Below are 11,993 nucleotides of genomic sequence, written 5' to 3' on the forward strand. Positions count from 1 at the left end.
CGATGGAGCTTCAAAAAACATGAGCGAGACGAATTCCGCTGCCGCTGCCGAGGTGGCAGCCGCGCACCGCTATACGGCCGCCATGGCCGCCGACATCGAGGCACGCTGGCAGGACTTCTGGGACGCCGAGGGCACCTACGAGGCGCCGAACCCGGGCGACGGAGACCTGTCGGGCGACGCGGAGCTGGCCGCGAAGCCCAAGAAGTTCATCATGGACATGTTCCCGTACCCCTCCGGTGCGGGCCTGCACGTGGGCCACCCCCTGGGCTACATCGCCACCGACGTCTACGCCCGCCACCAGCGCATGACGGGCCACAACGTGCTGCACACGCTGGGCTTCGACGCCTTCGGCCTGCCCGCCGAGCAGTACGCGGTGCAGACCGGTACGCACCCGCGCACCTCCACCGAGGCCAATATGGCCAATATGAAGGACCAGCTGCGTCGGCTGGGTCTGGGCCACGACAAGCGCCGCTCGTTCGCGACGATCGACGCCGAGTACTACAAGTGGACGCAGTGGATCTTCGTCCAGATCTTCAACTCCTGGTACGACGCGGACGCCCGCAAGGCCCGCCCGATCACTGATCTGGTCGCCCAGTTCGAGAGCGGCGAGCGCGCGGTCGAGGGCACGCGCGCGTGGAGCGAGCTGTCGGCAGGTGAGCGCGCCGACGTGCTGAGCGAGTACCGGCTGGCGTACGCCTCGGACGCCCCGGTGAACTGGGCGCCGGGACTGGGCACCGTACTGGCCAACGAGGAAGTGACCGCAGACGGCCGTTCCGAGCGCGGGAACTTCCCCGTGTTCAAGGCAAAGCTGCGCCAGTGGAACATGCGCATCACCGCCTACGCGGACCGTCTGATCGACGACCTGGACGGGCTGGACTGGCCCGAGGCGATCAAGCTGCAGCAGCGCAACTGGATCGGCCGCAGTGAGGGCGCCCGCGTCGACTTCGCGGTCGACGACAGCCGGAAGATCACGGTCTTCACCACCCGCCAGGACACTCTGTTCGGCGCGACCTACATGGTGCTGGCGCCCGAGCACGAGTTGGTGTCGGAGATTGTTCCGGCCGCCTGGCCCGAGGGGACCCACGACGTCTGGACCGGTGGGCATGCCACTCCGGCCGAGGCCGTTGCCGCGTACCGCAAGCAGGCCGCCGCAAAGTCCGACGTGGAGCGGCAGGCCGACGCCAAGGAGAAGACCGGCGTCTTCACCGGTGCCTTTGCGACCAACCCGGTAAGTGGGGAAAAGGTCCCCGTTTTCATTGCTGACTACGTGCTGATGGGCTACGGCACCGGCGCGATCATGGCCGTTCCCGCGCACGACAGCCGCGACTTCGCCTTCGCGCGTGCCTTCGAACTGCCGATGCGCTGTGTCGTCGAGCCGTCCGACGGGCGCTCCCTGGACCCGGCGGACTGGGACGAGGCGTTCGCCTCGTACGACGCGAAGCTGGTCAACTCCGCCCATGACACGCTGTCGCTGGACGGCCTGGGGGTGGCCGACGCCAAGGTGAAGATCACCGAGTGGCTGACCGCAGAAGGCATCGGCGAGGGCACGGTCAACTTCCGGCTGCGCGACTGGCTGTTCAGCCGCCAGCGCTACTGGGGCGAGCCCTTCCCGATCGTCTACGACGAGGACGGCATCGCCCACTCGCTGCCCGAGTCGATGCTGCCGCTGGAACTGCCCGAGGTCGAGGACTACTCGCCGCGCACCTTCGACCCCGAGGACGCCGGCGCACAGCCCGAGACGCCGCTGTCGCGCAACCAGGACTGGGTCAACGTCACCCTGGACCTGGGCGACGGCCCCAAGAAGTACCGCCGTGAGACCAACACCATGCCCAACTGGGCCGGTTCCTGCTGGTACGAACTGCGCTACCTGGACCCGCACAACAGCGACAAGCTGGTCGACCCGGCCGTCGAGCAGTACTGGATGGGCCCGCGCGACGGCATGCCGCACGGTGGAGTCGACCTGTACGTCGGCGGCGCGGAGCACGCGGTGCTGCACCTGCTGTACGCGCGGTTCTGGTCGAAGGTGCTGTTCGACCTGGGACACATCTCGTCCAGCGAGCCGTTCCACAAGCTGTACAACCAGGGCATGATCCAGGCGTTCGTCTACCGTGACGCCCGCGGCATCGCCGTGCCGGCCGCCGAGATCGAGGAGCGCGACGGCGGGTTCTACTACCAGGGCGAGAAGGTCAGCCGCGTCCTGGGCAAGATGGGCAAGTCCCTGAAGAACGCCGTCACGCCGGACGAGATCTCCGCCGAGTACGGCGCGGACACGCTGCGCCTGTACGAGATGGCGATGGGCCCGCTGGACGTGTCGCGTCCGTGGGACACCCGCGCGGTCGTCGGCCAGTACCGGCTGCTGCAGCGGCTGTGGCGCAACATCGTCGACGAGACGACGGGCGACGTCACCGTCGTCGACACCGAGCCTGACGAGGACACCCTGCGTGCCCTGCACAAGGCGATCGACGGCGTCGGCCAGGACATGGCCGGCATGCGCTTCAACACCGCCATCGCCAAGATCACTGAACTGAACAACCATCTGACGAAGACGGGCGGCCCCCTGTCGCGCTCCGTCGCCGAGCCGTTGGTGCTGCTGGTCGCGCCGCTGGCCCCGCACATCGGCGAAGAGCTGTGGCGCAAGCTGGGCCACTCGGAGTCCGTGGTCCACCAGGACTTCCCGGTCGCGGACCCGGCGTACGTCGTGGACGAGACCGTGACCTGTGTCGTACAGGTAAAGGGCAAGGTCAAGGCGCGCCTGGAGATCTCGCCGTCGATCGGCGACGAGGAACTGGAGAAGCTGGCACTGGCCGATCCGGCTGTCGTCGCCGCCCTGGGCGGTGCGGACATCCGCAAGGTGATCGTGCGTGCGCCGAAGCTGGTGAACATCGTTCCGGCGTAGTGCGGTGGCCGCCGCCGATGTCCTGGATCGCCTGATCAGGGCGTATTCGCGCAGTGGCTGAGGGCTTTCCCCTACGGGCAGGTTGGGGGTTCCGATGGAACCTTCAACCTGCCCGCTCCGTTTACGGTGGAGGAGCAGGAACACCCGTCACTGTTCAGTCCTACCGCGGAGGGGCGTCATGGAAGCTGTCGTCATCCTGATCATGGCGCTGCTGTTCTTCGCCTTCGTAGGGCTGGGGGTGTACGTGACGGTGAAGGCTGTCGGGGCCGCCAAACGCGGTGTGGACCGTACGATCACCCAGGCCAGGCGCACCGTCGAGGACACCACCTTGCGCGCGAAGAGTTACGGCCAGGTGGGTATGGGCGGAGAACTCGCACAGCTGCGCCTCTCGCTGCGCACCTCCATGCGAGCCACCCAGGAGGCCCTGGCCACGGGAATCACGTCGGACGCCTCGCTGTCGGAGTCGGTCGCACTGTTCGAGCGGCTGAGCGAGTACGGCCACCAATTGGACGACGAGCTGCGCCGCCTGGAGCGCGACCCGGACAAGACGCGGGCCGCCGAGCGCATCCCGGAACTGCGGGAACGCACCGAACAGGTCGTGCAGTCCGCCGATTCGCTGCGCTGGGCGGCACGGGACCGGGCGAGGAAGTTCGCGGACGACGACCTTGCGTCGCTGAGCGAGCAGATCCGCATGGAGTCGGGGGCGCTGCGGCACTGGGCGGCAGTGGAACCGGACGAGGCCCAGGGGAGCGGAACTCCTGCGCAGGGGCCCTCGCGGACCTGGGCAGAAGCGAGCGACGACGTGACGAGCGGCGAGTACAGGGCCGGATCGGCCAGTTCCGGGTCCGGATCCGGCGCCGGGGAGTCCGGGCCGCAGGCGATCACCGCACGGGACCCGCAGATGCAGCCCACCTACCCGTGGCAGAAGGCGCCTCGGCCCGAGGGCACGACCTGATCCCGGTGGCTGCCGGCCGTCGTCCACCGGCCGATGGCCGGTTGGGAGGGGCCGGGACTGCCGCAGGGCTTCGCCTGCGGGTAACCTCCCGCTACATGTCACGCCATGTCGCGATCGTCACCGATTCAACGGCTTACCTGCCGCCCCCGACGATGGAGCGGCACGGCATCACCGCGGTGCCGCTGACCGTCGTCATCGGCGACCAGGCGTACGAAGAGGGCACCGAGATCTCTGCTCGCTCGCTCGCCCAGGCGCTCCAGAAGCGCCGTTCGGTGACGACCTCCCGGCCGAGCCCCGAAATGTTCGCAGCGACGTACCGGGCGGCGGCCGAGGCCGGAGCCACCGGGATCGTCTCGCTGCACCTCCCCGCCGAGCTCTCCGGTACGTACGACGCCGCTGTCCTCGCCGCACGTGAGGCCCCGGTTCCGGTGCGAGTGGTGGACACCGGGATGGTCGCCATGGCGCTCGGTTTCTGCGCCCTCTCCGCAGCGGAGGTGGCAGAGGCGGGCGGCACGGTCGACGAGGCGGTGGCCGCCGCGGAGAAGCGCGCCGAGGAGACGGCCGCGTACTTCTACGTCGACACCCTGGACTACCTGCGGCGCGGCGGGCGGATCGGGGCCGCGCAGGCGATGTTCGGATCGGCGCTTGCGGTGAAGCCGCTCCTCGCTCTCGACGACGGGCGCATCGAGATGCTGGAGAAGGTGCGTACGGCCTCCAAGGCGATCGCCAGGCTGGAGGAGATCGCGGTCGAGCGGGCCGGCGAGCGGCGGGTGGACATCGCCGTGCACCACCTGGCGGCACCCGAGCGGGCCGACACGCTGGCCCAGCGGCTGCGGGAGCGGGTGCCGGGCCTGGCAGACCTGCACGTCAGCGAAGTGGGTGCGGTCATCGGAGCGCATACCGGGCCCGGGCTGCTGGGAGCCGTGGTCTCGCCGCGCTGAGGCGCCGGACGCGCAGGTTCCGTCACTCCTGCGGGTGACCGAGTTATCCACAACTCTCGGCCTTTCCACAGGATTTGATCAAGATCAGCGGGGTTGGGCCGATGTGCCTACCGTCAGGCGCATGACTCTGCGATCACGCAACGAAACGACAGGACCGGGCCGCGCGCCCGGTCGTACCTCCCACTCCTCGTCCTCCTCCTCGGTCTCGTCGCCCTCCTCGTCCTCCCCGTCCTCCTCGCGTACGAGGTTCCGCGCCTCGCCGGGGCTGCGGCGGCGCCGGCGAGGGACGGCTGCCACCACCGCGGCGGCCTCGCTGTCCCGGCGGCGGGCGGACGCGCTGTTCGCGCTGCCGGGGCTTTCCGGCGTCAGGCCGCGGGTGCCCGCTGCACCGGCTGCTCCCGCTGCACCGGCTCCACCGACTTCACCCGCTTCTCCGGCTTCACGGGCTTCTGTGGCGCGGGCAGTGGGGGTGGCGGCCCTGGCCGCTGCTGCGGCATCGCCGGTCGCCGCGCCACCGGTCGCCGCGCCACCGGTGTCACCGGTGTCACCGGTGTCACCGGTGTCACCGCCCCGGGCGCCGGCTCCGAGGCCGGCGGCTCCGGTCCGTACACCCGGAGCTTCTCCTGCCGCTTCTCCTGCTCCCGCCGCGCCCGGCACCCTGCGGCGGCGAGCGGGCGGGCTGCGCCGGGCGTGGGCCGCGGCGCGGGAGCGGGTGCCGGTGTGGGTGCAGGTCAGGTGCGGGATGGAGCCCCGGACCGTGGGAGCGCTCGCTGCGGTCCTGGTCGTGTCCGCGGGTTTCGCCTTCCACCACTTCTGGTCCGGCCGCCCCGAGCCCGTGCGTGCCCCGGAGACGGTGGAGGCGGGCGGCGTGGCGGCCCCCCGGGCGACCGTGCCGCGTGCACTGCCCTCGCCCCGTGCCCCGCAGCCCGCGGGGACGCTGCCGACGGCGATGCCCGCACTTCAGGCCCCGGGCGGCACGTTCGTGGTCGTCGACGTGAGCGGCGCGGTGAAGCTGCCCGGGGTGCACAGACTGCCCGCCGGGTCGCGGGTGGCGGACGCGCTGAGGATGGCGGGCGGGGTCAGGGCCGGTCAGGACCTCAGCGGGATCAACAGGGCCCGGGTGCTCACCGACGGCGAGCAGGTCGTGGTGGGCGGCCCCGCCCCACCCCAGCAGACCGCCGCAGGAGCATCGGCAACGGGGCCCGGCGGCGTCCCGCCGACCGGCCCGGTCAGCCTCAACTCCGCGACCGTGGAACAGCTCGACACCCTTCCCGGAGTCGGCCCCGTCCTGGCCCGGCACATCGTCGAGTACCGCGTGCTGCACGGCGGATTCCGCTCGGTGGAGGAGTTGCGCGAAGTCAACGGGATCGGCGACCGCCGGTTCACGGACCTTCAGCGGCTCGTACGCCCGTGAGGAGGGCCGGCCGGGGCGAGGGGCGCGACGCGGCAGCGGCGTCCACGGGTGCGTCGCCCGCCGCCCGGCCCACCGTGCACACGGCCTCCGGGCGCAGGCTGGGTTCCTCCGACCCGATGCAGGAGGGCCCCTCCGACCTCCGGCTGGTGCCGCCGGCGCTGGCGGCCTGGGGAGCGGCCGCGCTGACCGTGGGCGGGGCGGAGGCAGCCGGGGTCGTCCTCCTGGGCGTCCTTCTCGCGGGAGCGCTGGTGGTGGGGCTGGTGATGGCGCGGAGGCAGGCGGCCGGTGGCGGCGGACGCCCCCGTCGCGCCGCTGCCGTCCTCACCGCCCTGCTCTGCGCTGCGGCCGCAGCTGCCTCGGCGGCCCTGCACTCGGCCGACCTCCACCGAGGGCCGGTACCCGAACTGGCCCGCAGGCACGCCGTGGTGGGGGCCGAGCTCACCGTCACCGGCGACCCTCGGCAGACCCGGCCACGGGTACGGGGCGACCGCGCTGCACCCCGGTCCGTCGTGCTGGACGCCGAGATCACCCGCGTCACCACCGCCGACGGAGCGGCCACCCTCGTCCGGACACCGGTCCTCGTCCTGGCCCCGGTACGCGGCCCCACCGCCCGGTGGCTTCGGCTGCTGCCCTCCACCCGGCTGCGGGTGAGCGGCGCCCGGCTGGCACCGCCGCTGCCGGACGGCGACCGGATCGCCGCCGTGCTGCGCCTGCCGGGAAACGGGGCCCCGGCCGTCATCGGCCAGCCAACCGCCGTACAGCGCACGGCCGGTGAGCTCAGGGCCGGGCTGCGGGAGGCTACCGAAGGGCTGCCGCCCGATGCGCGTGCCCTGCTGCCGGGGCTGGTCGTCGGCGACACCTCACGGATGGAGCCGGAGCTGCACGACGCCTTCACCGCGACCGATCTCGTACACCTGACGGCCGTCTCCGGGAGCAACCTCACGATCGTCCTGGCCCTCCTCATCGGGCCGCCCGGCCTCGCGCTGCGGGCCGAGCGGCGGGGCCTGGCACCCCGGCTCGGGATCTCACTGCGTACGACCGCACTGTCGGGCGGGGTGCTCACCCTCGCCTTCGTGATCGTGTGCCGCCCGGAGCCCAGTGTGCTGCGGGCCGCCGCCTGCGGCCTCGTCACCCTCCTCGCCATCGGCACCGGACGGCGCAGGTCCCTGATCCCGGCGCTGGCCGCCGCAGTACTGCTGCTCGTGCTGTACGACCCGTGGCTGGCCCGGAGTTACGGATTCCTGCTGTCGGTACTGGCCACCGGGGCGCTGCTCACCCTGGGCCCCGTCTGGAGCGCCGGACTGCAGCGGCGGGGGATGCCGCCGCGGCTCGCCGAGGTGCTGGCCGCAGCCTGTGCGGCGCAGGCGGTGTGCGCGCCGGTGGTCGCCGTGATGGCAGCACGGGTCAGCCTGGTGGCCATCCCCTGCAACCTCCTCGCCGAACTCGCCGTTGCACCCGCCACCGTCCTCGGCTTCGCCGCCCTGGCCACGGCGCCGGTGGCGATGCCTGTCGCCGAACTGCTCGCCGGGGTGGCGGGCTGGCCCGCCGGGTGGATCGCCGGGGTGGCCAGGACGGGGGCGGCGCTGCCCGGGGCGGAGATCGGCTGGCCGGGTGGCTGGCGGGGCGGCCTGCTGCTGGCAGTCGTGACCCTCGCCGTGGTGCTTGCCGCGCGCCGGGCCGGGCGCCACCCGTGGCTGAGCGCCGGCTGCGTACTGCTCCTGCTGCTCGCGGTGCTGCGGCCGCCACCGCTCACCGGACTGCTCACGGGGTGGCCACCGCCGGACTGGAAGGTGGTGCTGTGCGACGTGGGGCAGGGCGACGCGACGGTGCTCGCGGCCGGGGAGGAGGGCACGGCGGTGGTCGTGGACGCGGGCCCCGACCCGTTGCTGGCGGACCGGTGCCTGCGGCGGCTCGGTGTCACCAGGGTGCCGCTGGTCGTGCTCAGTCACTTTCACGCCGACCACGTGTCCGGGCTGCCCGGGGTGCTGCGCGGCCGGGCGGTCGGGGCGATCGAGACGACGACGTTCGCGGAGCCCAGGGAGCAGGCGGCGTTCGTACGCAGGACAGCGGCGGAGGCGGGGGTGCCGGTGACCGTTGCCCGGCCGGGGGAGCGGCGCCGGATCGGACCGCTCGACTGGCAGGTGCTGTGGCCGCCTCCGGCTCCGTACCCGGCACCCCGGGAGGCGAACGACGCGAGTGCCACCCTGTTCGTACGGATCCACCCGCCCGGTCCGGGTCCCGGCCCCGGTCCCGGCCCTGAAGGGGGCGGGGGTGCGACGGGTGAGGTTCTCACCCTCCTGTTGCCCGGCGACCTCGAACCACCCGCCCAGCGGGGCCTGCTGAGGGCGCATCCGGGCCTCCCGCCGGTCGACGTCCTCAAGGTGGCCCACCACGGCTCGGCCCACCAGGACCCCGGCCTGCTCCATCGGCTCGCGCCCCGGCTGGCCCTCGTTCCGGTGGGCCGCGACAACCCGTACGGTCACCCGGCGCCCGCCGCCCTGGCCGCGCTCGCCGCCCTCGGGGCGGTGGTGCTGCGTACGGACCGGGACGGTGCGATCGCGGTGACCGGCGCGGGGGACGGGCTGGCGGCGGTGCCGCTGGGGAGCTGATTCCAGCCGTATTCGCGGTACGGCTCAACCCCCGGGCCAACCCGTACGACTGGCTGCGCAGCGTGCCCGCAACCCGCCTCCACGAGGTCTCCGCAACTTGCCCCCGACACCTGAGTTACTGCGGGTAATGAGCCAGTGACCAGTGGATACGGATAAGCGGAACGCTCAATTCAGACCTCTGTGGACAGGTGATGCCATCTCATCACCGAGCGGCGCGTTTGCCTCGAACGCCCCATGAGTGATCGAATGCTTTTTCGTCAAAGGGTCGCTGCTCCGGCGGTTCGTCGTGTCTCCGCGCGCCCCTGCAGAAACCATTCGCACGGGGGTGCGCACCTCATGATTTCCCGCTGGCTTGGCCGCCGTCCGACCACCGGAAGCCACGCCAACCCACTCGCCGGATTCTCCGTACCTTCATCGGCCGGCGTCCTCAGCTGCCGGGTCCTCGACCCGGTCAACGAGCCCGTCCGGCAGGCCGAGTTCGTCGTCACCGACGGCGCGGGCCGCAGGGTCGTCGGGGGCGAGACCGACCCCTACGGCACCCTCGTCGCCGCCGTACCCGCAGGCGACTACCGGCTCGCCGTCACCGCCGAGGGCTTCACCCCGTACCGGGGCAGCGCCACCGTCACCGAGAGCGGTCACTCAGGCCTCGGCGACATCTCCCTCCAGATCGCCTCCCCGCCGCAGCTCCCCGAGCCCGGCGACTGGGAGATCGACCTGATGCACTCCCAGATCAGCTTCTCCGCACGGCACATCGGACTGGCCCGCATCCGAGGCCGGTTCAACAGTTTCGCGGGCGCGGTGCGGATCGGCGAGCGCATGGAACAGTCCGCCATGCACGTCATCATCGACGCCAACTCCATCGACACCAACGTCAAGATGCGTGACGACCACCTGCGGGGCAAGGACTTCTTCGACGTCGCGAACTACCCGACGATGGAGTTCTACAGCGACCGCTTCGTGCACCGCGGCGGCAGCCGCTGGGCGGTCACCGGCGCGCTCACCCTGCACGGCGTCAGCCGCACCGTCACGCTGGACAGCCAGTACCTCGGCATGGGCAACGGCATCCAGGGCGAGACCCGCGCGGCCGTCCACTCCACCGCCGAACTCCACCGCGAGGACTTCACCCTCACCTGGCAGACCATGCTCGGGCACGGCATCGCCGCCGTCGGGTCCTCCATCGCCGTCGAGCTGGACATCCAGATCATCCCCAAGAACGCGGGCGCCCCGGCATCCTGAACAGCTCCACCAGTAGCCCCGGGCACCTAATACGGTGCGTCCGGCAGCACGCGGTGCCCGACAATGTTCGGGTGAGCGATGTACGACATGTATTGGTGCTGCCGGACCGGGACGCCGCCGAAGAGGTGGCTCAGGAGCTGCCGGGCCGTTTCGGGACGGCGGAGGAGCCGCAGCTCGTCCGGGACGCCCTGGCGGGCGAGGACGACGCCGAGGACGCGCAGTGGCTGGTGGTCGTCGAGGACCCCGAGGGGCGCCTGGACCCCGCCGTGCTGGACGCGCTGGCCGCGGAGTACGAGGGGTGGCTGGAGGCCCCGTAGGGGCGGATCCGGCGAGGGCGGGCACTGTCAGTGGCCCGTGGGATGCTTGACCGCGATGGCCACCAGGAAGAATTCGACCGACGATCCGCTCGCCCCCGTCACCCTCGCGGTGGGTCAGGAGGACCTCCTCCTCGACCGTGCCGTACGGGAGGTCGTGGCGGCGGCCCGCGCTGCGGACGCCGACACCGACGTACGCGACCTCACGCCCGACAAGCTGGAGCCAGGCACCCTGGCCGAGCTGACCAGCCCCTCGCTCTTCTCCGAGCGCAAGGTCGTCGTCGTGCGCAACGCACAGGACCTCACCGCCGACACGATCAAGGACGTCAAGGCGTACCTCGGCGCTCCCGCCGAGGAGATCACCCTCGTCCTGCTGCACGCCGGCGGCGCCAAGGGCAAGGGCCTGCTGGACGCCGCCCGCAAGGCGGGCGCGCGCGAGGTCGCCTGCCCCAAGACCACCAAGCCCGCCGAGCGGCTGTCGTTCGTACGGTCGGAATTCCGGGCCCTGGGCCGCTCCGCCACCCCCGAGGCGAGCCAGACGCTGGTCGACGCCATCGGCAGCGATCTGCGCGAGCTGGCGAGCGCCGTCGCGCAGCTGGTCGCGGACGTCGAGGGCACCATCGACGAGGAGGTCGTCGGCCGGTACTACACCGGGCGGGCCGAGGCCTCCAGCTTCACCGTGGCCGACCGGGCCGTCGAAGGACGGGCCGCCGAGGCGCTCGAAGCACTGCGGTGGTCGCTGTCGACGGGCGTGGCACCGGTACTGATCACCAGCGCGCTCGCCCAGGCCGTACGGGCCATCGGCAAGCTGGCTTCCGCCCCGCGCGGCGCCCGGCCCGGCGACCTGGCCAGGGACCTCGGCATGCCCCCGTGGAAGATCGACCGGGTGAGGCAGCAGATGCGCGGCTGGTCGGCGGACGGGGTCGCCCTCGCCCTGCGGGCGGTCGCCGAGGCGGACGCGGGCGTCAAGGGCGGCGGGGACGACCCCGAGTACGCACTGGAGAAGGCAGTGGTCGCGGTGGCCCGGGCGGCCAGGGCGCGCAACGCCCGATAAACACACAGCGGAAAACACCGGAACCCCGGTCCCGTCCTGGGGAAGGACGGGACCGGGGTTCCGGTTCGAGCTGGTTCCACCGCGCCCGCGTGGCGAACGCGTTCGGTGCGCGGCGGGGGTGCCGGGTCAGGAGCGGTAGAGAGGGTCCGCTGGGTCCTGACTCCGACGATTCACTACAAGTACTTCAGAGGTGATGCTCAGCCCTGAAGGGTGGCGACCTTGGCAGCCAGCGCCGACTTCTTGTTGGCGGCGGCGTTCTTGTGGATGACACCCTTGCTCGCGGCCTTGTCGAGCGCACGGGAGGCGTCGCGAACGGCCAGGGTGGCCTTCTCGACGTCGCCGGCGACGACGGCCTCGCGGGCCTTGCGCACCGCGGTCTTGACCGAGGACTTGACGGCCTTGTTGCGCAGGCGCGCCTTCTCGTTCGTCTTGTTCCGCTTGACCTGGGACTTGATGTTCGCCACTGAAAGAGCCTTTACAGGTTCGATTTGGATGTCGCTTCGTGTCCCGCGACCCGTGAAGGTCACCAGACACAGCTGCCCAGGCTACCAGCCGTCCGCCGACCGGCCCAAAC

Annotated in this window: 10 protein-coding genes; 8 read left to right on the forward strand and 2 right to left on the reverse strand. The window is 71.7% G+C overall.

Features of this window, described 5'->3' with window-relative positions; all coding sequences use genetic code 11:
• The first annotated feature begins 19 nt into the window (after window positions 1-19).
• The 3 genes from leuS (at window position 20) to ACZ5PB_RS07295 (ending at window position 4,792) form a co-directional block, all read left to right on the forward strand.
• Complete coding sequence (gene leuS / locus ACZ5PB_RS07285) at window positions 20-2,896, forward strand: leucine--tRNA ligase (protein ID WP_468688598.1); 2,877 nt, start codon at window positions 20-22, stop codon at window positions 2,894-2,896.
• A gap of 178 nt (window positions 2,897-3,074) precedes the next feature.
• Complete coding sequence (locus tag ACZ5PB_RS07290) at window positions 3,075-3,851, forward strand: hypothetical protein (protein ID WP_468688600.1); 777 nt, start codon at window positions 3,075-3,077, stop codon at window positions 3,849-3,851.
• Between the two features lie 95 nt (window positions 3,852-3,946).
• Entirely contained in the window at window positions 3,947-4,792 is an 846-nt protein-coding gene (locus ACZ5PB_RS07295) for a DegV family protein (protein WP_468688602.1), read from the forward strand.
• An 84-nt stretch (window positions 4,793-4,876) separates the two neighbouring features.
• Here the strand turns inward: ACZ5PB_RS07295 and ACZ5PB_RS07300 are convergent, their stop codons facing one another.
• Window positions 4,877-5,449 (reverse strand): hypothetical protein, encoded by a 573-nt coding sequence (locus ACZ5PB_RS07300; protein ID WP_468688604.1) that lies wholly within the window; start codon window positions 5,447-5,449, stop codon window positions 4,877-4,879.
• Window positions 5,450-5,549: 100 nt separating this feature from the next.
• Here ACZ5PB_RS07300 and ACZ5PB_RS07305 point away from each other — a divergent pair, with 100 nt between their 5' ends.
• The 5 genes from ACZ5PB_RS07305 to holA all read left to right on the forward strand — a co-directional run bounded on the left by ACZ5PB_RS07305 (window position 5,550) and on the right by holA (window position 11,419).
• Window positions 5,550-6,206 (forward strand): ComEA family DNA-binding protein, encoded by a 657-nt coding sequence (locus ACZ5PB_RS07305; RefSeq protein ID WP_468688605.1) that lies wholly within the window; start codon window positions 5,550-5,552, stop codon window positions 6,204-6,206.
• A gap of 116 nt (window positions 6,207-6,322) precedes the next feature.
• Window positions 6,323-8,815 (forward strand): ComEC/Rec2 family competence protein, encoded by a 2,493-nt coding sequence (locus ACZ5PB_RS07310; RefSeq protein ID WP_468688910.1) that lies wholly within the window; start codon window positions 6,323-6,325, stop codon window positions 8,813-8,815.
• Between the two features lie 336 nt (window positions 8,816-9,151).
• Window positions 9,152-10,051, forward strand: coding sequence for a YceI family protein (locus tag ACZ5PB_RS07315; protein ID WP_468688607.1), 900 nt, complete (start codon window positions 9,152-9,154; stop codon window positions 10,049-10,051).
• Between the two features lie 71 nt (window positions 10,052-10,122).
• Window positions 10,123-10,368 (forward strand): hypothetical protein, encoded by a 246-nt coding sequence (locus ACZ5PB_RS07320; RefSeq protein WP_468688609.1) that lies wholly within the window; start codon window positions 10,123-10,125, stop codon window positions 10,366-10,368.
• A gap of 55 nt (window positions 10,369-10,423) precedes the next feature.
• Complete coding sequence (holA, locus tag ACZ5PB_RS07325) at window positions 10,424-11,419, forward strand: DNA polymerase III subunit delta (protein ID WP_468688610.1); 996 nt, start codon at window positions 10,424-10,426, stop codon at window positions 11,417-11,419.
• Window positions 11,420-11,616: 197 nt separating this feature from the next.
• Here the strand turns inward: holA and rpsT are convergent, their stop codons facing one another.
• Window positions 11,617-11,883, reverse strand: coding sequence for a 30S ribosomal protein S20 (gene rpsT, locus ACZ5PB_RS07330; RefSeq protein WP_468688612.1), 267 nt, complete (start codon window positions 11,881-11,883; stop codon window positions 11,617-11,619).
• Window positions 11,884-11,993 lie beyond the last annotated feature (110 nt).

The organism is Streptomyces sp. NPDC032721, from assembly GCF_055579625.1.

Coding starts and splice junctions, on each gene's coding strand:
- ACZ5PB_RS07315 (WP_468688607.1), top strand. CDS start 9,152: ATGATTTCCCGCTGGCTTGGCCGCCGTCCGACCACCGGAAGCCACGCC.
- ACZ5PB_RS07290 (WP_468688600.1), top strand. CDS start 3,075: ATGGAAGCTGTCGTCATCCTGATCATGGCGCTGCTGTTCTTCGCCTTC.
- holA (WP_468688610.1), top strand. CDS start 10,424: ATGGCCACCAGGAAGAATTCGACCGACGATCCGCTCGCCCCCGTCACC.
- leuS (WP_468688598.1), top strand. CDS start 20: ATGAGCGAGACGAATTCCGCTGCCGCTGCCGAGGTGGCAGCCGCGCAC.
- ACZ5PB_RS07295 (WP_468688602.1), top strand. CDS start 3,947: ATGTCACGCCATGTCGCGATCGTCACCGATTCAACGGCTTACCTGCCG.
- ACZ5PB_RS07310 (WP_468688910.1), top strand. CDS start 6,323: ATGCAGGAGGGCCCCTCCGACCTCCGGCTGGTGCCGCCGGCGCTGGCG.